The organism is Phycicoccus jejuensis (assembly GCF_000720925.1).
GTDB lineage: Bacteria > Actinomycetota > Actinomycetes > Actinomycetales > Dermatophilaceae > Phycicoccus > Phycicoccus jejuensis.
Genome location: NZ_JOEE01000001.1, coordinates 239,962 through 262,359, shown reverse-complemented (window position 1 = coordinate 262,359; position 22,398 = coordinate 239,962). Strand labels below are relative to the sequence as shown.

Annotated in this window: 21 protein-coding genes; 9 read left to right on the top strand and 12 right to left on the bottom strand. The window is 74.4% G+C overall.

What is annotated here, in order from left to right:
• Positions 1-23: 23 nt before the first annotated feature.
• On the top strand, positions 24-302 hold the full coding sequence (locus tag IG69_RS0101210) for a DUF4235 domain-containing protein (RefSeq protein WP_030526364.1): 279 nt from the start codon (positions 24-26) through the stop codon (positions 300-302).
• Here the strand turns inward: IG69_RS0101210 and hutI are convergent.
• Genes hutI through IG69_RS0101195 form a run of 3 tightly spaced genes read right to left on the bottom strand, consistent with a single transcriptional unit; the run spans position 295 to position 4,102 of the window.
• Positions 295-1,539 carry an imidazolonepropionase gene (gene hutI / locus IG69_RS0101205; RefSeq protein WP_030526363.1) on the bottom strand — a complete coding sequence of 415 codons (1,245 nt, stop codon included), beginning with the start codon at positions 1,537-1,539 and terminating at the stop codon, positions 295-297. The genes IG69_RS0101210 and hutI overlap by 8 nt on opposite strands.
• A complete protein-coding gene (locus IG69_RS0101200) occupies positions 1,536-2,861 on the bottom strand; it encodes a formimidoylglutamate deiminase (RefSeq protein ID WP_030526362.1) in 1,326 nt (441 codons plus the stop codon). The genes hutI and IG69_RS0101200 overlap by 4 nt, the downstream gene beginning before the upstream one ends.
• Positions 2,858-4,102, bottom strand: a complete 1,245-nt coding sequence (locus IG69_RS0101195; protein WP_030526361.1) for an allantoate amidohydrolase — start codon at positions 4,100-4,102, stop codon at positions 2,858-2,860. Before IG69_RS0101195 ends, IG69_RS0101200 begins: the two co-directional genes overlap by 4 nt.
• Positions 4,103-4,207: 105 nt before the next feature.
• Here IG69_RS0101195 and IG69_RS0101190 point away from each other — a divergent pair, with 105 nt between their 5' ends.
• Positions 4,208-4,687: an aminoacyl-tRNA deacylase gene (locus IG69_RS0101190; protein WP_030526360.1), complete on the top strand. Its 480-nt coding sequence runs from the start codon at positions 4,208-4,210 to the stop codon at positions 4,685-4,687.
• Positions 4,688-4,787: 100 nt separating this feature from the next.
• Here IG69_RS0101190 and hutU read toward each other — a convergent pair whose 3' ends face one another.
• Complete coding sequence (gene hutU / locus IG69_RS0101185) at positions 4,788-6,443, bottom strand: urocanate hydratase (protein WP_030526359.1); 1,656 nt, start codon at positions 6,441-6,443, stop codon at positions 4,788-4,790.
• A 177-nt stretch (positions 6,444-6,620) separates the two neighbouring features.
• On the opposite strand from hutU, the gene IG69_RS0101180 reads away from it, so the two are divergent.
• Positions 6,621-7,313, top strand: a complete 693-nt coding sequence (locus IG69_RS0101180) for a class I SAM-dependent methyltransferase (protein WP_030526358.1) — start codon at positions 6,621-6,623, stop codon at positions 7,311-7,313.
• 150 nt (positions 7,314-7,463) lie between these two features.
• On the opposite strand, the gene hutH is transcribed toward IG69_RS0101180, so the two are convergent.
• Positions 7,464-9,038, bottom strand: a complete 1,575-nt coding sequence (gene hutH, locus IG69_RS0101175; RefSeq protein ID WP_245616049.1) for a histidine ammonia-lyase — start codon at positions 9,036-9,038, stop codon at positions 7,464-7,466.
• 196 nt (positions 9,039-9,234) lie between these two features.
• Positions 9,235-11,115 carry an ABC transporter ATP-binding protein gene (locus IG69_RS0101170; RefSeq protein WP_030526356.1) on the bottom strand — a complete coding sequence of 627 codons (1,881 nt, stop codon included), beginning with the start codon at positions 11,113-11,115 and terminating at the stop codon, positions 9,235-9,237.
• A gap of 84 nt (positions 11,116-11,199) precedes the next feature.
• Between IG69_RS0101170 and IG69_RS0101165 the strand changes: the two genes are divergently transcribed.
• A complete protein-coding gene (locus tag IG69_RS0101165; RefSeq protein ID WP_245616048.1) occupies positions 11,200-11,673 on the top strand; it encodes a MarR family winged helix-turn-helix transcriptional regulator in 474 nt (157 codons plus the stop codon).
• A gap of 164 nt (positions 11,674-11,837) precedes the next feature.
• On the opposite strand, the gene rraA is transcribed toward IG69_RS0101165, so the two are convergent.
• The 5 genes from rraA to IG69_RS0101140 are packed head-to-tail and all read right to left on the bottom strand — an operon-like array spanning position 11,838 to position 15,849.
• Positions 11,838-12,308, bottom strand: coding sequence for a ribonuclease E activity regulator RraA (gene rraA / locus IG69_RS0101160; protein WP_030526354.1), 471 nt, complete (start codon positions 12,306-12,308; stop codon positions 11,838-11,840).
• Positions 12,309-12,322: 14 nt separating this feature from the next.
• Entirely contained in the window at positions 12,323-12,718 is a 396-nt protein-coding gene (locus IG69_RS0101155; RefSeq protein ID WP_030526353.1) for a universal stress protein, read from the bottom strand.
• Positions 12,715-14,292: a tripartite tricarboxylate transporter permease gene (locus IG69_RS0101150; protein WP_051749984.1), complete on the bottom strand. Its 1,578-nt coding sequence runs from the start codon at positions 14,290-14,292 to the stop codon at positions 12,715-12,717. The genes IG69_RS0101155 and IG69_RS0101150 overlap by 4 nt, the downstream gene beginning before the upstream one ends.
• Positions 14,292-14,840 carry a tripartite tricarboxylate transporter TctB family protein gene (locus tag IG69_RS0101145; protein WP_084696513.1) on the bottom strand — a complete coding sequence of 183 codons (549 nt, stop codon included), beginning with the start codon at positions 14,838-14,840 and terminating at the stop codon, positions 14,292-14,294. Before IG69_RS0101145 ends, IG69_RS0101150 begins: the two co-directional genes overlap by 1 nt.
• Position 14,841: 1 nt before the next feature.
• Positions 14,842-15,849, bottom strand: a complete 1,008-nt coding sequence (locus IG69_RS0101140) for a Bug family tripartite tricarboxylate transporter substrate binding protein (protein WP_030526350.1) — start codon at positions 15,847-15,849, stop codon at positions 14,842-14,844.
• A 100-nt stretch (positions 15,850-15,949) separates the two neighbouring features.
• Between IG69_RS0101140 and IG69_RS0101135 the strand changes: the two genes are divergently transcribed.
• From IG69_RS0101135 to IG69_RS0101115, 5 genes are read left to right on the top strand one after another with little or no spacing between them, the layout of a single operon-like run.
• A complete protein-coding gene (locus IG69_RS0101135) occupies positions 15,950-17,683 on the top strand; it encodes a sensor histidine kinase (protein ID WP_245616047.1) in 1,734 nt (577 codons plus the stop codon).
• Positions 17,680-18,348: a response regulator gene (locus tag IG69_RS0101130; protein WP_030526348.1), complete on the top strand. Its 669-nt coding sequence runs from the start codon at positions 17,680-17,682 to the stop codon at positions 18,346-18,348. Before IG69_RS0101135 ends, IG69_RS0101130 begins: the two co-directional genes overlap by 4 nt.
• 3 nt (positions 18,349-18,351) lie before the next feature.
• Positions 18,352-19,128 carry an IclR family transcriptional regulator gene (locus tag IG69_RS0101125; protein ID WP_030526347.1) on the top strand — a complete coding sequence of 259 codons (777 nt, stop codon included), beginning with the start codon at positions 18,352-18,354 and terminating at the stop codon, positions 19,126-19,128.
• 9 nt (positions 19,129-19,137) lie between these two features.
• Positions 19,138-20,118, top strand: coding sequence for an NAD(P)H-quinone oxidoreductase (locus IG69_RS0101120; protein WP_030526346.1), 981 nt, complete (start codon positions 19,138-19,140; stop codon positions 20,116-20,118).
• A 52-nt stretch (positions 20,119-20,170) separates the two neighbouring features.
• Positions 20,171-20,533 carry a DUF1304 domain-containing protein gene (locus IG69_RS0101115; RefSeq protein ID WP_030526345.1) on the top strand — a complete coding sequence of 121 codons (363 nt, stop codon included), beginning with the start codon at positions 20,171-20,173 and terminating at the stop codon, positions 20,531-20,533.
• 116 nt (positions 20,534-20,649) lie between these two features.
• Here the strand turns inward: IG69_RS0101115 and IG69_RS0101110 are convergent, their stop codons facing one another.
• A complete protein-coding gene (locus IG69_RS0101110; protein ID WP_245616046.1) occupies positions 20,650-22,170 on the bottom strand; it encodes an AMP-binding protein in 1,521 nt (506 codons plus the stop codon).
• Positions 22,171-22,398: the final 228 nt, after the last annotated feature.

The following is a 22,398-nucleotide window of genomic DNA, read 5'->3' as shown; positions in this document are numbered from 1 at the left end:
GCGGATCCATCGAGAGGACCAGCATGGGAAAGCTCGCCTGGAAGATCCTCGGGACCGGCGGGCCCATCCTCGCCGGGATCGTCGCCACGAAGCTCGTCAACATCGTCTGGGCCAAGGCCGGGCAGGACGAGATCAACCCGAAGAACCCCGACGCACCGGCCGTCAAGGCGCTGGCGTACGCCGCCGCGATGGGTCTGGCCGTCGGCGCCGCCCGCACGCTCACCGAGCGCCAGGCCGCGCAGTACTACCGACGCTCGGCCGGCCACCTGCCCACCGAGATCAAGACGCAGCCGATCAGCTGACGCCGCCCCCGGGCTCCAGCGCGCGGGCCACGGGCATCCCCGGCCGGTAGGCCAGGTGCTCGTGGCCCGGTGCGTCGAGGACCGCGAGGTCGGCGGGGCCGCCCACGGCGATGCGGCCCACGTCGGTGCGGCGCAGGGCCCGCGCCCCGCCGACGGTCGCGGCGGCGAGCGCCTCGGCCGCGGTCATCCTCAGCTCCCGGACGGCGAGCGCGACGACGAACGGCATCGAGGCGGTGTTGCACGTGCCCGGGTTGCAGTCCGAGGCCAGCGCCACGTCCACCCCGGCGTCCAGCAGGCGGCGCGCGTCCGGGTAGGGCATCCGGGTCGAGAACTCGACGCCCGGCAGGAGGGTCGCGACGGTCGTGGCGGCCGCGTCGGCGAGGGCGGCGACGTCGGCGTCGTCGAGGAAGGTGCAGTGGTCGACGCTCGCGGCGCCGAGCTCGACGGCCAGGCGCGCCCCCGGGCCGGGGCCGAGCTGGTTGCCGTGGACGCGCAGCCCGAGCCCGGCCTCGCGGCCGGCCACGAGGACGGCGCGGGCCTCCTCATCGGTGAACGCGTGGGGGCTGTTCGGCTCGCAGAAGACGTCGACCCAGCGGGCGAGCGGGGCGCACGCGGCGAGCATCGGCCCGGTGACGAGGTCGAGGTACCCGGCACGGTCGGCGCGGGCCTCCGGCGGCACGACGTGCGCGCCGAGGAAGGTCGTCTCGGGCGTGACCTCGCCGGCGAGGCGCAGCGCGCGCACCTCGTCCTCGACGGTCAGGCCGTAGCCGCTCTTGACCTCGAGGGTCGTCGTACCGAGCGCGCGGGCCTCGGCCACGCGGGCGGCGAGCAGCGCCCGCAGCTCGTCGTCGGAGGCCGCCCGGGTCGCCGCGACCGAGACGCCGATGCCGCCGCCGTCGTAGGGGGTGCCGGCCATCCGGGCCGCGAACTCGGCGGAGCGGTCACCGGCGTGGACGAGGTGGTTGTGGCTGTCGACGAAGCCGGGGACGACGGCGCGGCCGCCGAGGTCGGTCACGTGGTCGGCCGCCGGGGCGTGCGCGGCGGGCCCGAGCCACGCGACGCGGCCGTCCTCGACGACGAGGGCGGCGTCGGTGAGGATGCCGAGGCGCTGCTCGGCCGGCGTGGAGAGGTCGTCGACGGGCGTGTCGCCGTCCGGCCCGGCGCACGTGACGAGCTGCGTGATGCCGGTGACGAGGCGCGAACTCGGCGGGCCGGCCTGTGTCGCAGCGGTGCTCATCGGCGGACCGTCGAGATCGCCTCGGCGAGGAGCCGACCCACGTCGCCGAGCCGGTGCACGCCTGCGCTGACGACGTGCTCGCCGCCGACGACGACGTCGGTGACGTCGGCGGAGGTCGCCGCGTAGAGGACCTGGTCGAGCGCCGCGCCGGCCGTCCGGGGGCTGTCGGTGCGGATGGCGACGAGGTCGGCCACGTGGCCGCCGGCGACGAGCCCGCCGTCGGTCCAGCCGAGCGAGCGGTAGCCGTCGAGGGTGCCCATCGCGAGCAGGTCGAGGGGTGCGAAGCGGCCGCGCTCGAGGGTCGTCAGCCGCTCGTGCATCTCGACGCCGCGCACCTCCTCGAAGGGGTCGACGACGGCGTGCTGGTCGGAGCCGACGGCGAGGTGCGCCCCCGCGTCGGCCAGCGCGCGGGCCGGGCCGATGCCGTCGGCGAGGTCGCGCTCGGTCGTCGGGCAGAAGACGGCCGTGGCCTCCACGCCCCCGATGATGCGGATGTCGTCGTCGGTCAGGTGCGTCGCGTGCACCAGGGAGGTCTCGGCGGTCAGCAGGCCCTCCTCGGCGAGGAGGCGGGTCGGCGAGCGCCCGTAGAAGGACTCGCACGCGAGGTTCTCGCCGGGCTGCTCGGACACGTGGGCGTGCAGCGGCCAGTGCTCCCGCGCCGCGACGTCACCGACGACGGCCAGGTCGTCGAGCGGCACCGCGCGCACCGAGTGCACGGCCGCCCCGACCCGCCAGTCCTCGTCGGCGTCGAGGGCGCTGACCCGCTCGAGCCATCCCTCGGCGGAGCCGTCCGAGAAGCGCTGCTGCACCTCGTCGAGCGGCACGTGGCCGGAGCCGGTCAGGCCGCCGGAGAGGTAGACGGTGTCGAGGAGGGTCAGCCGGATGCCCGCCGCCCGCGCCGCGTCGACGAGCGCGAGGCCCATCGCGTTGGGGTCGTCGTACGGGGCGCCGCCGGGGCCGTGGTGGAGGTAGTGGAACTCCCCGACGGCCGTGTAGCCGGCGAGGACCATCTCGGCGAAGACCGCCGTGGCGAGGGCTCGGTAGGAGTCGGGGTCGAGCCGGCCGGCGAGGGCGTACATGCCCTCGCGCCAGGTCCAGAAGTTGCCGCCGCCGCCGTGCGTGCGCCCGCGCAGCGCCCGGTGGAAGGCGTGGCTGTGGGCGTTGGCGAGGCCGGGCAGGACGAGCCCGCGCAGGACGGTGTCGCCGGGCTGCATCGGCTGCTCGGCGAGCACCTCGAGGATGCGTCCGCGCTCGGTCGTGACCCGGACGTGGCGACGTGCACCACCGGGGAGCACCGCGTGCTCGCACCAGAACGTGCTCATGCAGCAGGCGGCCCGGCGAGGTCGGTGACGACGGTGGCGAGGGCCGCCACGCCGCTGAGGCAGTCGTCGGCCGAGGCCCACTCGTCGGGGCTGTGACTGACGCCGGTCGGGTTGCGCACGAACAACATCGTCGTCGGCACACCGGCATTCGCCAAAATCCCCGCGTCGTGGCCGGCGCCCGTCCCGATGACGGGGACGCCGCCGAGGAGCGTGGCGAGGCGACGGGTCAGCACGGGGTCGAAGTCCGTGACCGGCGTCCACGACTCCTCGGTGACGAGGGCGTCGAAGTCCGCCACGACGTCGCGGACGTCGGCGACGACCCGGCGCACGGCGTCGGGGTCGGCGCCGCGGGCGTCGAGCCACGCGGTGGCGCAGCTGGCGATGGCGTTGACGCCGCCGGGCACGACGTCGACCTTCCCGACCGTCGCGAGGCAGGAGTGCTCCTCGGCCGAGCGGCGGGCCGAGATGATCGCGGCGGCGAGGCCGAGCATCGCGTCCTCGCGCACGTCGAGGGCTGTCGTGCCGGCGTGGTTGGCCTCGCCCGGCACGTCGATGCGCCAGCGGCCGTGCGGCCAGATGTCGCTCCCGACGCCGACCGCGTGGCCGAGGTCGTCGAGGAGACGGCCCTGCTCGACGTGCAGCTCGACGAAGGTGCCGACCCGGGCGAGCGTCTCGGGATCGGGCCCGAGCTCGTGGGGGTCGCGTCCGGAGGCCCGCAGCGCCTCGGCCATCGTCACGCCGTCGGCGTCCTTGAGGCCCCGGGCGCGGTCGGGCGACAGCACACCGGTGATGACGCGGGAGCCGGCGCAGGCCACCCCGAAGCGGGCGCCCTCCTCGTCGGCGAAGTTGACGACCCCGACCGGGCGGGACGGCGTCAGGCCGCTCGCCCGCACCTCGTCGATGGCCGCCAGCGCGCTGACGACACCGAGGGGGCCGTCGAAGGCGCCGCCGTCGGGCACGGAGTCGAGGTGCGAGCCGAGGACGAGCCCGGGGTCACCGGCCGCCACGGCGGCGTCGGGGTCGCCCCACCAGGCCCACTGGTTGCCCATCCGGTCGGTCGTGAGGGCCAGCCCGCGGGCCTGCGCCTCGCCGGCGAACCACTCGCGCAGGTCGTGGTCGGTGCGCGTCCACGCGAAGCGCCGGTACCCCCCGGTGTCGGCGTCCAGCCCCACGGTCTCGAGATCGGCCCACATCCGGCGGAAGGCGAGGGTTCCCCCCGGAGATGCCGACCTGTTGGACATGGACCCCATTGCACCAACTCGGCCCGGGGCGTGGTGGCGGAGGTGCAGGCCGATTGTCTTGGGTGCGAGACGAGCCCGCCCGGGCACCGGTCCTACGCTGGGCGGATGGATGACGGAGCCGACCGCGCACGTGCCGCCCTCGCCGAGTCGGGGCTCGCGTACGACATCACGAGCCACGGTCGCGTCGGCTCGCTCGAGGAGGCGGCCCGGCTGCGCGGGGTCGAGCCGTCGGGCATCGTCAAGACGCTCGTCGTGCGCCGCGGCGACGGCGACCACCTCTTCGTCCTCGTCCCGGGCGACCGCGAGATCTCGTGGCCCAAGCTGCGGGCGCACCTCGGCGTCAACCGGCTCTCGATGCCGCCCGCTGACGTGGCCCGCGACGTCACCGGGTACGAGCGCGGAACGATCACCCCGTTCGGGGCGCTGCGCCGCCTGCCGGTCGTCGCCGACGCGACGCTGACCGGGCGCACGGTATCCATCGGCGCCGGCGCGCACGGCGTCGCGGCCACCGTCGGGGCCGACGCCCTGGTCGCCGCCCTCGACGCCGACGTCGCGGACGTCACCGACCCCGTCACCCCCCGCTGACCCCGACCCCACCCCCCGACTTCTTGCGAGTTCCGCCGCTCGACCCGCCGTTCCGGCGGCGTGTCGGCGGCGGAACTCGCAATCAGTGGACATCTCGGGGTCAGGACTCGCGCATGGGGACGCGGACGCCTTGCGCCTCGGCGGTCCGCTCGGCCTCCTCGTAGCCGGCGTCGACGTGCCGGATGACGCCCATCGCCGGGTCGTTGGTCAGCACCCGCTCGAGCTTCTGCGCGGCGAGGTCGGTGCCGTCGGCGAGGCTCACCTGGCCGGCGTGCAGCGAGCGGCCGATGCCGACGCCGCCGCCGTGGTGGATCGAGACCCAGCTCGCGCCGGACGCGGTGTTGACGAGCGCGTTGAGCAGCGGCCAGTCGGCGATCGCGTCGGAGCCGTCGAGCATCGACTCGGTCTCGCGGTAGGGGCTCGCGACCGACCCGGTGTCGAGGTGGTCGCGGCCGATGACCAGGGGGGCGCTGACCTCGCCGGTGCGCACGAGGTCGTTGATGGCCAGGCCGGCCTTGTCGCGCTCGCCCTGCCCGAGCCAGCAGATGCGCGCCGGCAGGCCCTGGAACGCGATGCGCTCCTGCGCCCCACGCATCCAGCGGTGCAGGCGGTCGTCGTCGGGGAAGAGGTCGAGGACGGCGCGGTCGGTGGCCGCGATGTCCTTCGGGTCGCCCGAGAGCGCGGCCCAGCGGAACGGGCCCTTGCCCTGGCAGAACAGCGGCCGGATGTACGCCGGCACGAACCCGGGGAAGTCGAACGCGCGGTCGTAGCCGCCCTGGCGCGCCTCGTCGCGGATGCTGTTGCCGTAGTCGAAGACCTCGGCGCCGGCGTCGAGGAAGCCGACCATCGCCTCGACGTGGCGGGCCATCGACGCGCGGGCGCGGTCGGTGAACTCCTCGGGCTTCTTCTCGGCGTACTCGGCCCACTCGTCGAGGCCGATGCCCTCGGGCAGGTAGGAGAGGGGGTCGTGGGCGCTGGTCTGGTCGGTGACGACGTCGATCGGCACTCCGCGGCGCAGCAGCTCGGGGAAGACCTCGGCCGCGTTGCCCTCGACGCCGACCGAGAGTGCGCGCCGCTCGTCCTTGGCGCGCAGCACCCGCTCGACGGCGTCGTCGAGCGAGTCGGCGACCTCGTCGAGGTAGCGGTGCTCGACCCGGCGGTGGAGGCGGGCGGGGTCGACGTCGACGACGAGGCAGGCGCCGCCGTTCATCGTCACCGCGAGCGGCTGCGCGCCGCCCATCCCGCCGCAGCCGGCCGCGAGGGTCAGGGTGCCGGCCAGCGTGCCGCCGAAGCGCTTCTCGGCGACGGCCGCGAAGGTCTCGTAGGTGCCCTGGACGATGCCCTGGGTGCCGATGTAGATCCACGAGCCAGCCGTCATCTGGCCGTACATCGTCAGGCCGAGGTGCTCGAGGCGGCGGAACTCGGGCCAGGTCGCCCAGTCGCCGACGAGGTTGGAGTTGGCGATGAGCACGCGCGGCGCCCACTCGTGGGTCTGCATGACGCCGACCGGGCGACCGCTCTGCACGAGCATCGTCTCGTCGGCCTTGAGCGTGGTCAGCGTGCGGACCATCGCGTCGAACGAGCGCCAGTCGCGGGCGGCCCGGCCGGTGCCGCCGTAGACGACGAGGTCGTCGGGCCGCTCGGCGACCTCGGGGTCGAGGTTGTTCATGAGCATCCGCAGCGGGGCCTCGGTGCTCCACTGGCGGGCGGTCAGGGTCGTGCCGCGGGGTGCGCGGACCGGGCGGGCGCCGTCCATCTCGGGTCTCCTTCGTCGCAGTCATCCCACTGTCGCGGCGTGCCGTCGCCGGTGGGAGGGGGCGACGGCCGGTGGCGTCTGAGATGCGAGACGCGCCACCCTCCCCCGGACGTCGTCCTTTGCCGGAACGGCAACGGGATGCCCACGCGGCGGCGCCTCCCGGAGCAGACTCGGGGCATGACGACGCACGAGGCGCACCGGCACGGCGAGACCCAAGGCCACGCGGACCACGGCCCCGGCGGGCCCGACCCGGAGCACGGCCGGACGCTGCGCGACGACGAGTCCGTCTGGGACGCGCGGTACGCCGAGCTCGACCGGGTGTGGAGCGGTGAGCCCAACCACGCGCTGACCGTCGAGGCCGCCACGCTGACCCCGGCGCGGGCGCTCGACGTCGGCTGCGGCGAGGGCGCCGACGCCGTGTGGCTGGCGACCCGGGGCTGGACGGTGACCGCGCTCGACCCGTCCGGGGTGGCCCTGGCGCGTGCTCGGGCGGCCGCCGAGGCGTCGGGGGTGCTCGTCGACTGGGTGCACGCCGGGCTGACCGAGGCCGACCTGCCCGCGGGCGGGTTCGACCTCGTGTCGGTGTTCTACCCCGCGCTCGACCTCGAGACCGGGCCGGTCGAGCGCCTGGCCGCGCTCGTCGCCCCCGGCGGGACGCTCGTGTTCGTCCACCACGCCGACGTCGACCGCGAGCGCGCCATCGAGCACGGCTTCGACCCCGACCTCCTGCTCGCGCCGGCCGGCGTCGCGGCGGGCCTCGGCGACGGCTGGGACGTCGTCGGGCCGGAGCGCCGGCCGCGGAGCATCAGCGGCGGGTCCGGAGCCCACCACCACGACGACCTCGTCGTCCGCGCCACCCGCCGCCCCTGACCTTTCCACCCCCACCCCCCGCTTCCGACCCCCGCACCTCGCCCCCCTCTACCTTCCCCGAACGTGTGTGAAATCGCCGGGGACCACCGGCGATTTCACACGCGTTCGTGGTGAGAGAGGAGAGGGAACGAGGGGAAGAGTGCGGGTGGGTCAGGCGAGAGGGCCGGTGTGCTCCTCGACGACGCGCCGGACGGTGCCGTCGACGACGAGCCGGTGCGCGACCTCGATCTCGGGCGCGAGGAAGCGGTCCGGGCCGGGCTCGCCGGCCCCGGCGGCGGTGAGGGCCGCGACGACTGCCCCGGTGGCCGGCGCCGGCTCGAGCGGCGCCCGCAGCTGCAGTCCCCGGGCCGCCGTCAGCACCTCGACGGCGAGCACCCGGGCAAGGCCGTCGACCGAGCGACGCAGCTTGCGCGCCCCGGACCAGCCCATCGAGACGTGGTCCTCCTGCATCGCCGAGGACGGGATGGAGTCGACCGACGCCGGCGCGGCGAGGCGCTTCATCTCCGACACGATGGCCGCCTGCGTGTACTGCGCGATCATGTGGCCGCTGTCGACGCCCGGGTCGTCGGCGAGGAACGGCGGCAGGCCGTGGCTGCGCGCGACGTCGAGGAACCGGTCGGTGCGGCGCTCGGACATCGAGGCGACGTCGGCGGCGACGATCGCGAGGAAGTCGAGGACGTAGGCGACGGGCGCGCCGTGGAAGTTGCCGTTGGACTCGACCCGGCCGTCGGGCGTGACCACCGGGTTGTCGACGGCCGACGCGAGCTCGTACCCGGCGACGCGGGCGGCGTGGTCGACCGTGTCGCGGGCGCCGCCGGCGACCTGCGGGGCGCAGCGCAGCGAGTAGGCGTCCTGGACGCGGGTGCACGCCTCCGTGCGGTGCGACTCGCGGATCGGGCTGTGCGCCATCACCTTGCGGATGTTCGCGGCCGACACCGCCTGTCCCGGCTGGGGGCGCAGCGCGTGGAGGTCGGCGGCGAAGACGTCGTCGGTGCCGAGCAGCCCCTCGACGGACATGGCCGCGGCGACGTCGGCGACGACGAGCAGCCCGCGCAGGTCGTGCAGGGCGAGGCAGAGCATCCCGAGCATTCCGTCGGTGCCGTTGACGAGCGCGAGCCCCTCCTTCTCCTCGAGCTCGACGGGCGCGAGGCCTGCGGCCGCCAGCGCGTCCTCGGCGGGCATCCGCTCCCCCGCGGCGTCGCGGACCTCGCCCTCCCCCATCAACGCGAGGGCGCAGTGCGACAGGGGCGCGAGGTCGCCGGAGCAGCCGAGCGAGCCGTACTCGTGGACGACCGGGGTGATGCCGGCGTCGAGCATCCCGGCGTAGGTGCGCAGCGTCTCCTCGCGGACGCCGGTGCGCCCGGTGGCCAGGGTGGCGACCCGCAGGAGCATGAGCGCGCGGACGACCTCGCGCTCGACCTCGGGCCCCGACCCCGCCGCGTGGCTACGGATCAGGCTGCGCTGCAACCGGTGCCGCAGGTCCACGGGGATGTGCCGGGTCGCGAGCGCGCCGAAGCCGGTGGAGATGCCGTAGTGCGGCACGGTGTCGTCGGCCAGGTCCCGGATGATCCCCCGGGTGCGGCGGACCTCGGCCAGCGCGGCGTCGTCGAGGACGACCCGGGCGCCGTGGCGGGCGACCGCGACGACCTCCTCGACGGTCAGCGGACCGGCGCCGACGACGACGCGGTCGGGCAGCACGGCGGAGGCGGCGGGGGTCTCGGTCATGCCTCCCATTGGAGGGCCGGTGCGCCGCGTCGGCCAGCACGCGGGGCACCATCCTGTCTCGCACCCGAGACCGCTCGGGTCTCACCACACGCGTATCGGGTGACCCGACAACCCTGCGCTCCACCCGGGAACGGAACTCGGGTGGAGCGCGGCCGTATCGGGTCACCCGATACGCGTGGGGTCCGTGTGGCTGACGTCAGGCGGGGACGGGGACGGTGGCGGGGGTGCCCTCCGCGGCGGCCACGAGGTCGGCGTACCGGCCACCGAGGGCGAGCAGCTCCTCGTGCGTCCCGGACTCGACGACCCGGCCGGCGTCGAGCACGGCGATGCGGTGGGCGCGCCGCACGGTCGAGAGCCGGTGGGCGATGGTCACCGTCGTGCGCCCGCGGGCCAGCTCGTCGAGCGCCGACTGCAGCGCGCGCTCGGTGGCGGTGTCGAGGGCGGAGGTCGCCTCGTCGAGGACGAGCACCGGCGGGTCGCGCAGGATGGTCCGGGCGACGGCCAGCCGCTGCTGCTCGCCGCCGCTGAACCGGTGGCCGCGCGCCCCGACGACCGTGTCGAGTCCCTCGGGCAGCGACGCGACGAGGTCGGCGACCTGGGCCGCGCCGAGCGCCCGCCAGAGCTCGGCCTCGGTCGCCTCCGGGCGGGCGAGGAGCAGGTTCTCGCGGACGGTCGCGTGGACGAGGTAGCTCTCCTGCGAGACCGTGCCGACGACGGAGGCGAGCACGTCGGGGTCGAGGTCGCGCACGTCGACCCCGTCGACCGTCACCCGGCCCGCGTCGGGGTCGAGCAGCCGCCCGAGGAGCCCGGCGACGGTCGACTTGCCCGAGCCGGTGGGCCCGACGAGGGCGAGGGTCGACCCGGCGGGCACGTCCAGCGTCACGCCCGACACGGCGTCGCGCGCCGACCCGGGGTAGCGCACGGTCGCGCCCTCGACCCGCACGTGGCCGGCGACCCGCGCGGGGTCCATCGGCACGGGGTGCGTCGGCGCGGGCACGTCCGGCACGAGGTCGAGGTACTCGAAGACGCGCGAGAACAGAGCCATCGATGCCACCCACTGCGCGGTGACGTTGAGCAGCCCCATGAGCGGTCGGAAGATGCCGCCCTGCAGCGCGGTGAAGGCGACGAGCGTGCCGATGGTCATGCCGCCGGACGTCGCCGGCAGCCCGGCCGCGAGGTAGACGAGCGCGGGGATGACCGCGAAGACGATCTGCATCGTCGCCATCCGCCAGCGCCCGGCGAGCTGCGAGCGCAGCTCGAGCCCGACGAGGTCCTCGGAGGTGTCGGCGAAGCGCCGCGCCGAGTGCGAGGTCGTGCCGAGGGTCTTCGCGAGGCGGATGCCCGAGACCGACAGCCCCTCCTCGATCTGGGCGTTGAGGTCGGCGAGCCGGCGCTGCTGGCGGGCGGTGACCTCGCGGCGCATCAGCGCGACCTTGCGGGTCAGCCAGATCGCCGGCGGCACGACGAGGAGCGAGAGCAGCGACAGGCGCCACGAGAGGGCGACCATCGCGACCGCGGTGGCGACGGCGGTCGTGACGTTCGAGGCGATGGACGTCGCGGTCGAGGTGACGACGCCCTGCATCCCGCCGACGTCGTTGACGAGGCGCGACTGCACCTCGCCGCCGCGGGTACGGGTGAAGAAGCCGAGCGACTGGCGCTGGAGGTGGGTGAAGACGGTGGTGCGCAGGCCGTGCATGACACGCTGGCCGACCTGGGTCGAGAGCCAGGTCTGCACGACGCCGAGCAGCTGCGTGACGGCGGCGACGGTGATCATCGCGGCGACGGCCAGGACGAGGAGCCGCACGTCCTGCTGCGGGATGGCGACGTCGACGACCTCGCGGACGAGGAACGGCTGGGCGAGCCCGACGACGCTCGTGACGACGATGATGCCGACGACGACGGCGATGCGGCCACGGTGCGGCGCGAAGAGGGCGAGGACGCGGCGCAGGCTGACCGGCGCCTCCTCGAGGCGGGCGCGGTCGCGCGGGTCGACGGAGAGGACGCCGCGTCCGCCGCGGCCTCCCGCGTCGTGGCGCGCCGCGGGGCGGGCGGGGGTCTGGGTCGGGGCCGCTGTCACGGGCACCCCTCCTTCTCGGTCGGACTATTGCTGAGGCTACCTCACAATGAGCCCAACACACGACCCCGCGCTACCATTCCCGGCGTGCACGGACCCCGCGACGACCGCCCCGCCGCCGACCTCGACCTCGGCGACCTCGTGATGCGCGTCGCCCGCGACCTGCGCCGCCGCGGGATGGTGGCCTTCGAGCCGTACGACCTCGCGCCGCACCACGCCCGGGCGCTGCGCGTGCTCGCCCACCACGGCTCGATGCGCCTCGGCGAGCTCGCCCAGCACCTGCGGGTCGCGCCGCGCTCGGTCACCGACGTCGTCGACGCCCTCGAGGAGCGCGGCCTGGCCCGGCGCTCCCCCGACCCGGACGACCGGCGCGCGCAGGTCGTCACGGTCACGGACGAGGGTGGGGCGCTGCTCGGCCGGGTCGACGCCGCCCGGCGCGAGGCCGCGGAGGCGTCCTTCGCCCGGCTGCCGGCCGCCGACCGCGCGACGCTGCGCCGCATCCTCGAGCGCCTCGACGCCGACCCCGACCCCGACCCCGACCCCGACCCCGACCGAGCTTGACCCTCCGACGCCGCCCTGACCCGGTGCCTGACCCCATCGAGTGAACAGGACACGCCGCGCGCAGAGGGCTGCACACGGCGTGTTCTGTTCACTCGACGGGTGGGAGCAGGGGGTCCCGGGTCTGCGTCGGGGTCAAGGGGCGTCGAGGTCAAGGGTCGTCGAGGTCAGGGGCGGGTGACGAGGATGCCGTCCTCGTCGGCCCACAGGGTCGCGCCGGGGACGAACTCGACCCCGCCGAACGCGACCGGCACGTCGACCTCGCCGACGCCGTCCTTGGCCGACTTGCGCGGGTTCGTGCCGAGGGCGAGCACGCCGAGCGGCAGGCCGCCGATGGCCACCGAGTCGCGGACGGCGCCGTGGACGACGACACCCGCCCAGCCGTTGGAGACCGCCGAGCCGGCGATGAGGTCGCCGACGAGCGCCGACTCCAGCGAGCCGCCGCCGTCGACGACGAGCACCCGGCCCTCGCCGGGTGTCGCCAGCGTGGCCTTGACGAGCGCGTTGTCGCGGTGGCACCGGATCGTCGCGACGACGCCGGTGAACTGCCGCCGGCCGCCGACGTGCCGCAGCTGCAGGGAGCAGGACTGCAGCGCGTCGCCGTGCTCGTCGTAGAGGTCCGCGGTCGAGACCGCCACCTCCGGCACGCCGCTCACGACTGCGCCTTGACGGCGAGCACCGGGCACGGCGCCCCGAGCAGGACGCGCTGGGCGACCGACCCGAGGATGAGCTTGCCGACGGCGCTGCGGTGCCGCAGCCCGATGACGAGCACGGACGCATGGTGCGTCGTCGCCGCCTCGACGAGGGCCTCGGCGGCGTCACCGCCCTCCTCGACCTGGACGACCTCGACGTCGACGCCGAGCTCGCGCACGTCGCGGTCGACCCGCTCGAGGTCGTCGGCCGGGGCGCGCCGGGCGTCGACGAGGACGTCGTCGCGCGACATGTTGAGCACGACGAGGGGCTCGGAGCGGCGGCGCGACTCCTCGACGCCGGCGCGCAGGGTGGCCTCGCCGAGGGCGTTGGGGACGTAGCCCACGAGGACGGTCACGACCCGACTCCTTCCCACGTGGCGACCCGGTCGTACTCGACGCCCGGGGAGGGCGGTGAGTCGTCGCCGGGGGTGTCGTCGTCCGAGCCGCCTCGGCCACGGCCGATCAGCCGGGCGACGAGCGGCCAGAGGAGGACCGCGAGGACGAACGCGTAGCAGACCCACGCGACCGGTCCGCCGACGAGACCCGAGATGTCGCCACCGGTCGTCTGCAGCGAGCGCCGCATGTGCCGCTCGAACAGCGGGCCGAGGATGGTGCCGACGATGAGCGGCAGCACCGGCAGGCCGAAGCGCCGCATCGCGAACCCGAGCCCGCCGAGGGCGAGCAGCAGGAAGAGGTCGAACGGCTGCGCGTTGACCGCGTAGGCGCCCATCGACGCGAAGAAGAGGATCCCCGCGTAGAGGTAGGGCCGCGGGATGCGCAGCAGCTTCGCCCAGGTCGGTGCCAGCGGCAGGTTGAGCACGAGCAGGAAGAAGTTGCCGATGAAGAGGCTCGCGACGAGCATCCAGACGAGGTCCGGCTCCTTGGTGAGCAGCAGCGGCCCGGGCTCGATGCCGTAGGACATGAACGCCGCGATGATGATCGCCGCGGTCGCGTTGGTCGGCAGGCCGAGCGCGAGCAGCGGCACCATCGTGCCGGCGGCCGACGCGTTGTTCGCGGCCTCGGGCCCGGCGACGCCCTCGATGGCGCCCTTGCCGAACTCCTCGGGGTGCTTGGTGAGCTTCCGCTCGGTGAGGTACGAGAGGAACGTCGGGATCTCGGCGCCGCCGGCGGGGATCGCCCCGAAGGGGAAGCCCAGCGCGGTGCCGCGCAGCCACGGCTTCCACGAGCGGCCCCAGTCCTCCTTGGACATCCACGGGCGGCCGACGGGGATGACCGTGGCGGCCTTGCGCCGCAGGTGCGCCGCGACCCAGAGGGCCTCGCCGACGGCGAAGATGCCGACCGCGACGACGACGACGTCGATGTTGTCGGCGAGGAACGGGCTGCCGAAGGTCAGCCGCTGCTGGCCGGTGACGAAGTCGGTGCCGACGAGCCCGAGCGCGAGCCCGACGAGCAGCGCCGCGAACCCACGCACCCGCGAGGAGCCGAGGATGGCGGCGGTGCCGACGAAGGCGACGAGGATGATCGCGAGGAACTCGGGCGAGCCCAGCGTGATCGCGAAGTCGACGACCTGCGGCATGACGAAGACGATGGCCGCGGTGGCGATGGTGCCGGCGACGAACGAGCCGATGGCCGAGGTCGCGAGGGCCTGGGCGGCGCGCCCGGCCTTGGCCATCTTGTTGCCCTCGAGGGCGGTGACGACCGAGGCGGACTCGCCGGGGGTGTTGAGGAGGATCGAGGTCGTCGACCCGCCGTACATGCCGCCGTAGAAGATGCCGCCGAAGAGGATGAGCGACTGCTCGACCGGCAGCCCGTAGGTGACCGGCAGCAGGAGCGCGACGGTCATCGCCGGGCCGATGCCGGGCAGGACGCCGACGGCGGTGCCGACGGTGACCCCGAGCAGCGCGATGAGCAGGTTCATCGGCGTGATGACGGCGGCGAAACCGCCGAGCAGGGCGTTGACGTTGTCCATCAGAGGATCCCCTGGAGGATGCCGGCGGGCAGGTTGACCCCGAGCCCGATGGCGAAGGCGTAGAAGGTGACGAGCGACATCGCGATGCCGATCGCGAGCCCGCGGACGTGGTGGCGGTTGCCAAGCGCGAACGCGGAGAGGAAGAACAGCAGCGCACCGCTGATGACCCAGCCGAGCGGCTCGATGAGCAGGGCGTTGAGCGCGAACGCCCCGGCGAGGATGCCGACGGTCTTCCAGTCGGCGCGCTGGCCGAGCTCGACGTCCTCGCCGGCCTCGGCCTCGCCGACCCCGCCGCGCAGGACGTCGAGCGCGTAGAGGACCGAGACGAGCAGCAGGAGCCCGCCGACGACGAACGGCATCGCGCGCGGGCCGATCGGGTCGTTGCTGCTCGTGACCCGGCCGAGGCTCGCGGCGTCGACGAGGACGACGACGCCGACGACGGCCAGGGCCGCACACAGGCCGAGCTGCGCGCGGTCCCTGACCCGGCCGAGGGGACCCGCCCCGGAGGGCGAGGTGCCCTCCGGGGCGGTGGTGGCCTCGGTGCTCATGTCAGGCCAGGCCGAGGGTGGTCAGGACGTCGGCGACGCGCTTGTCCTGGTCGGCGATGAAGGCTCCGAACTCGTCGCCGGTGGCGAAGGCGTCGACCCAGCCGCGCTTCTCGAGCTCGTCCTTCCAGGCCTGCGAGTCGTGCATCTTCGTGAAGGCGTCGATCCAGACCTGCTTGTCGGCGTCGGAGATGCCGGGCGGGGCGACGACGCCACGCCAGTTGGTGAACTCGAGGTCGATGCCGCTCTCCTTGAGCGTCGGGACGTCGGGCAGGGCCGCCACGCGCTCGGCGCTGGTCACCGCGAGGATCTTGACGTCACCGGCCTCGACCTGGTCGAGGAACTCGCCGAAGCCGCTGGCCCCGAAGGCGATCTTCTTGCCGAGGATGGCCGGGAGGAGCTCGCCACCGCCGTCGTAGCTGACGTAGCTGACCGTCTTCGGGTCGATGCCCGCGGCGTCCGCCAGGCGCATCGGCAGGAGGTGGTCGGGACCGCCGGGCGAGGAGCCGCCGCCGACGGCGAGGGACTTCGGGTCCTTCTTCCACGCCGCGACGAGCGAGGTGATGTCCTGGTACGGGGAGTCCGAGGGCACGACGATCGCTCCGGCCTCCTCGATGAGCTTGGCGATCGGGGTGGTCTCCGACAGCTTGGCCTGCGACTTCTGGGTGTACGCGGCGCCGACGACGCCGAGGCCCATCTGCATCGCGAGCTTGCCGTTGCCCTTCTCGTTGACGACCCGCTGGAGGCCGACCGTGCCACCGGCGCCGGGGAGGTTGAAGACCTGGACGCTGCCGGTGATCTTCTCCTTCTCCATCACCTGGGCCGCGGTGCGGGCGGTCGTGTCGTAGCCGCCGCCGGGGCTGTTCGGGACCATGTACTGGAGGCCGGTCGCCGGCGCGCCACCACCGGAGGAGGCCGCACCCCCGCTGCCCTGGTCCTTCGTGGCGCCGCAGCCGGTGAGGGCCAGCGTGGCCGCGACGAGCGCGCCGAGCGCGATGCGGTGGAGTCTCATCGTCGAGATCCCTTTCCTGTGGTGGAGTGGAACGCGATGATCGTGGGCGACCGGTGTGGAGCCTGTCGCGCTTTCGTCCGCAACGGAGGTTGAGTACATAGTGGTCACGCGCCGACGACGCCGGGCGACCCTCGCCGGGCAGCTCTTCGCGCTCCAGCTCGCGATCATCGTCGTCGTCCTCGTGGCGGTGGCGGCGGTGTCGCTGGCGCAGTCGGCAGCCACCTTCGAGCGCACCGAGGGGCGGCGGGTGTCCGCCCTCGGCGAGCAGCTGGCCGTCAACCCGCTCGTGCGCGCCAACCTCGACCAGCCCGAGTCCCGCACCGGCCTCGCGACGCTCGGGCTCGGCCTCGTCGCGCAGGCCAACGTCACGTCGGTGACCTTCGCCGAGCCCGACCTCGACGTCCGCGTGTCGACCGACCCCTCGCTCGAGGAGGAGCGGCTGCCTCTCGGCGACCCGCGCGTCGCCCGCGGCGGCAGCTGGTCGGGGACGCTCACCCTCGACGGCCGTGAGTACCTCGCCTCGCAGGTGCCGGTGCTCGCCGGCGACGACGACGACAAGGACCCGACCACCCCCACGCGCGCCGGCGAGCTGCTGGGCACCGTCATGGTCGCCGAAGAGGCGCCGACGACGTGGGAACGGTTGCAGGGCACCAGCTCCTACCTGCTGACCTACCTCGGCATCGCCCTCCTCGTCGGCCTCGGCGGCTCGTGGCTCCTCTCGCGCCGGATCAAGCGGCAGACCCGCGGGATGGAGCCGCGCGAGATCGCCGGCCTGGCCGAGCACCGCGAGGCGATGCTCCGGGGCATCGCCGAGGGGGTCATCGCGCTCGACCCCCAGCACCGCATCACCCTCGTCAACGAGGTCGCCCGACGCCTGCTCGACCTGCCCGAGCACGCGGTGGGGACGTCAGTCGCCGACCTGCGCATCGAGGGCCGGCTGCGCGAGGTCCTCGTCGGCGAGAACCCCCGCGCGGTCACGGACGCCTCTCCCGACGACCACGTCACCGCGGCGCGCGACGAGGTCGTCATCCGGCGTGGGAGGGTGCTCGTCATGAGCACGATGCGGGTGGTCAGCGGCGACCGCGTGCTGGGCACGGTGACGACGATGCGCGACCGCACCGAGATGGCCGACCTCGAGCGCGAGATCGGCTCGTTCCGGTCGACGGCGCACGTGCTGCGTTCGCAGGCACACGAGTTCGCCAACCAGCTGCACACGATCAGCGGTCTCATCCAGATCGGCGAGCTCGACGAGGTCGTCCGCTACGTGGATGCCCTCAGCGAGCAGCGCACCGCCCTCGACCTCGTCGTCACGACGCTCGTCGGCGACCCGACCATCGCGGCCCTGCTCATGGCCAAGGCGGCGACCGCCAACGAGCGGCGCATCGACCTGACGATCGCCGACGACTCACGCCTCGAGCGGCTCGAGACGCACGACGCCGCCGACGTCGCGACGGTGCTCGGCAACCTCGTCGACAACGCCTTCGAGCACGCGCCGAAGGGTTCTGCCACACCGCCGTCCGTGCGCGTACGCATCCGGCAGGACGCCAGCACCGTCGAGATCGTCGTCGACGACTCGGGTCCGGGCGTGCCGAAGGAGCTGCGCGCCACGCTGTTCGAGCACGGGGTGACGACCAAGCGCGTCGACCCGATGGAGCACGGGGTCGGGCTGGCCCTGACCCGGCTGGTCTGCCGGCGCCGCGGCGGTGAGATCGACGTCGAGCGCCTCGACGGCACGACCCGCTTCACCGCGCGCCTCGGAGTCACAACGTTCGTCGAGCCGTCGGTGGTGGACGAGCAGCCGGATGTCGTTGCACCGCAGGAGATCCGGCCGTGATCCGGGTGCTCGTCGTCGACGACGACTTCATGGTCGCGCGCATCCACGTGGGCTTCGTCGAGCGGACCGAGGGCTTCGAGGTCGTCGGGGTCGCGCACTCCGCCGCCGAGGCGGAGGAAGCCGTCGCGCGGCTGCGCCCCGACCTGCTGCTACTCGACCTCTACCTCCCGGACCGCTACGGCCTGGACCTGCTCGCCGACCTGCGCGGCGGCCCGCACCCCTGCGACGCCATCGTCATCACCGCCGCCAAGGAGAGCGACTCGGTCCGGGCGGCCGTCCGCCTCGGCGTGGCCGACTACGTGCTCAAGCCCTTCGGGTTCGCCGACCTCGAGGAGCGGCTGCGACGGTACGCCGGCCAGCGCTCGCTGCTCGCCCGGGCCGAGGTCGTCGGGCAGGAGGACGTCGACCGGGTCTTCCTCCGCGCCGCCGGCAGCGCCCAGCCCCTGCCCAAGGGCCTGAGCCCCGAGACCGCCCGCCTCGTCGAGGACGCGCTCAAGGCATCCACCGACGCCCTGTCGGCGAGCGAGGTCGCCGAGTCCGTCGGGATGTCGCGGGTCAGCGCCCGGCGCTACCTCGAGCACTTCAAGCAGGTCGGCCGGGCCGACGTCGCGCTGCGCTACGGCAGCACGGGGAGGCCCGAGCGCCGCTACCGGTGGGTCGGCTGAGCGATGGCCAACGCCCCCGCCGCCGGCCACGCCCTCGACGTCCTCGGCCTCATCGCGCGCCGCGGCGAGCCGGTGCCCGCCGCCGCCATCGCGCGCGACCTCGGTCTGCCGCGCTCGAGCGTCTACCACCTGCTCGCCGTGCTCACCGAGCGCGGCTACGTCCGCCACCTGCCCGAGGAGCGCCGCTACGGCCTGGGCCTGGCCGCCTACGAGCTCGGGTCGGCCTACCAGCGGCAGGCGCCGCTCGAGCGGATGGCCCGCGGGCCGATGGACCGGCTCGTCGACGCCTGCGGGCACAACGCGCACCTCGCGGTGCTCCACGGCGGCGACGTCCTCTACGTCGTCGAGCAGCGCGCCCCCGGCCGGCCGCTGCTCGTCACCGACGTCGGCGTCCGGCTGCCGGCCCCGCTGACCGCCACCGGCCTCGCCATGCTCGCGGCACTGCCGGCCGCCCAGGTGCGCGCCCTCTACCCCGACCGCACCGCGCTCGTGCAGCGCGACGGCCGCGGACCGGCGTCGACCACCCAGCTGCGGTCGTGGCTGCAGCAGGTGCGCCAGCGCGGCTACGCGCTCGAGGACGGCCTCGTGACACCGGGACTGGGGTCGGTGGCCGTCGCCGTCCTCGACGCCAACGACTACCCGGTGGCCGCCGTCGCCGTCACCTACCCGCAGGGCGACGTCGACGACGCCGAGCGCGACCGCCTCGCCGACGCCGTGCGCCGCACCGCGGCCTCGCTCGCGGCGCGGGTGGGACGCCCCCGGCCCGGTCCGCGGGCATAGCCTCGGGGGATGCGTGCCATCACCGTCCCCACCCCCGGAGGGCCCGAGGCCCTCGTCGTCTCCGACGTGCCGACCCCCGAGCCGCGCGAGGGTGAGGTGCTCGTCCGCGTCGTCGCGGCCGGTGTCAACCGGGCCGACTCGATGCAGCGCCAGGGCCACTACCCGCCGCCGCCCGGCGAGTCCGAGGTCCCCGGCCTCGAGGTGAGCGGCGTCGTCGAGGCGCTCGGCGAGGGCGTCGACGGCTGGTCGGTCGGCGACGAGGTCTGCGCGCTGCTCGCCGGCGGCGGGTACGCCGAGCACGTCCGGGTGCCGGCGGGTCAGCTGCTGCCCGTCCCGGCCGGTGTCTCCCTCGAGGACGCCGCGGCGCTGCCCGAGGTCGCGTGCACCGTCTGGTCGAACGTCTTCCTCACCGCGAACCTCCAGCCCGGCGAGGTCTTCCTCGTCCACGGCGGCTCCTCGGGCATCGGCACGATGGCCATCCAGCTGGCCAGGGCGGTCGGGGCGCGCGTCGCCGTCACCGCCGGCTCGGTGGCCAAGCTCGACGCCTGCCGAGAGCTCGGCGCCGACGTGCTCGTCAGCTACCGCGACGAGGACTTCGTCGAGCGCGTCCGCGAGGCCACGGACGGGCACGGGGCGGACGTCGTCCTCGACAACATGGGCGCGAAGTACCTCGGCCGCAACGTCGACGTCCTCGCCCCCAACGGCCGGCTCGTCGTCATCGGCCTCCAGGGCGGCCGGGTCGGCGAGCTCGACCTCGGCCAGCTCCTCGCCAAGCGCGGCGCCGTCATCGCGACGTCGCTGCGCGCCCGCCCCCACGCCGAGAAGGCGGCCATCGTCGCCGCGGTCCGCGAGCACGTCTGGCCGCTCGTCGAGGACGGCACGGTCCGCCCGATCGTCCACTCCCGCCACCCGCTGGAGTCGGCGGCCGACGCGCACCGCGAGCTCGAGGAGAGCGGTCACATCGGCAAGATCCTCCTCACCGTCGGCTGAGCCCGCGCGCCGGGAGGAGCGCGGCGCGGGCCTGGTGCGGTAGACATCGCGGATGCAGCTGACCGCCACGCTCCTCACGGTGCTCGTCGCCGCGATCCACGTCTACATCGTCGTCCTCGAGATGGCCCTGTGGACCCACCCCCGCGGCCGCGCGGCGTTCGGCCTGAGCCCCGAGTTCGCCGAGCAGACCAAGACGCTCGGGGCCAACCAGGGCCTCTACAACGGCTTCCTCGTCGCCGCGCTCGTGCTCGGGCTCGTCGGTCCGGCCGACCACCGGTTCGCGTTCGCGGTCTTCGGGCTGGCCTGCGTCGTCGTCGCCGGGCTCTACGGCGCGGCGACGGCGAGCCGGCGCATCCTGCTCGTCCAGGCGCTGCCCGGCGCGCTCGCCCTCGGCGCCACGCTCCTCGCCGGCTGACCCGGCGGGCAGTCTCCGGCCCCCGCGACGCTCTTCTCCCGGCGACCTGCGCGGGTCCGGGTGCGGTCGCACGCGGATCCGCGCAGGTCGCGTGGAGGAGGCGGAGGGGCCCGGGGTCAGTTGACCTGGCGGTCGCGGCCCTCCCAGTAGGGCGCGCGCAGCTTGAACTTCTGCAGCTTGCCGGTGGCCGTGCGGGCGAGCTCGTCGCGGAACTCGACCGACGTCGGCGCCTTGTACCCCGCGGCTTTCTCCTTGCACCAGGCGATGAGCTCGCCCTCGGTCACCGACTCCCCCGGCGCGAGCACGACGAGCGCCTTGATGGTCTCGCCCCACTTCTCGTCGGGCACCCCGATGACGGCGACCTCGGTGACGGCGGGGTGGCTGAAGATGACGTCCTCGACCTCGATCGAGCTGACGTTCTCGCCGCCGGTGATGATGACGTCCTTCTTGCGGTCCGAGATCGTCAGGTAGCCGTCCTCGCCGATGGTGCCGCCGTCACCGGTGTGGAACCAGCCGTCCTCGAGCGCCCGCGCGGACTCCTCCGGCTGCTCCCAGTAGCCCTCGAGGACGACGTTGGAGCGGGCGAGCACCTCGTGGTCCGGCGAGAGCGTGAGGGTCACCCCGAGCGCCGGCGCGCCGGCCCGGACGAGCCGCTCGGCGCGCTCCTCGACCGACAGGTCGTCCCACTCGGCCCGGCGCCGGTTGATGGTCAGCAGCGGCGAGGTCTCGGTCAGCCCATAGATCTGGATGAACTCCCACCCGAGCTCGCGCTCGACCCGCGCGACGGTCTTCGTGGGCGGCGGCGCGCCGGCGACGATGATGCGCACGCGGTCGCGCCCCGGCACCTCGCCCTCCCACGACTGGGCCGCCTCGAGCACCGCGTTGACGACGGCCGGGGCTGCGCACAGGTAGGTGACGCCGTGGTCGCGCACCCGGCGGAGGATCTCGGCGCCGTCGACCTTGCGCAGGACGACCTGCTTCACCCCGAGGCCGGTCGCGACGAACGGCATCCCCCAGCCGTTGGCGTGGAACATCGGCAGCGTGTGAAGGTAGACGTCGCGGTCCGACACGCCGGCGTGCAGGCCGAAGGTCAGCGCGTTGGTCCAGATGTTGCGGTGGGTGATCTGCACGCCCTTGGGCCGGGCGGTCGTCCCCGAGGTGTAGTTGATGGTCGCCGTCGCGTTCTCGTCCGGCTCCCACGGCCGCGGCTCGACGCCCTCCGGCGCGAAGAGCGCGTCGTCGTCGCCGAGGACGATGCGGTGCTCGGCCGTGACCGACGCGAGCGAGGCGTCGACCTCGGGGTCGACGAGGAGCACCCGGGCCCCGGAGTGCTCGACGATGTACCGCACCTCGTCGGGGCGCAGCCGGAAGTTGACGGGCACGAGGACGCGCCCCGAGCCGCACACCCCGAAGAACGAGACGAGCATCCGGGCGGCGTTGTGCGACACGATCGCCACGCGCTCGCCGACCGCGATGCCCAGCTGGTCGAGCCGCGCCGCCTGGCGGCGGGCGAGCGCCGCGACCTCCCCGTACGTGAGGTCCGGCAGCGGGTCCGCGACCTGGCTCGGCTCGTCGACGACACCGACCCGGTCGGCGTAGACCGTCCTCGCGCGGTCGATGAAGTCGGTCACGGTCATCGGGACGAGCATCGGGTCTCCTGACGTCATCGGCGGGTTGCCCCCGCCGCCCGGGGGTCGGACGGCCCGGCCATCCTCGGGGACGCGCGGCGCGCGCGCCACTGCCGGGTCGGGTGGTGGTCGCCCAGAGGTCGGGCCCGGCGCCGGACGGTCACCGCGGGCTCTCCGCATCCGCTTGACGCCCCCGGTGATACCCGGTATATCTATCCGCATCATCCGGGAATACCC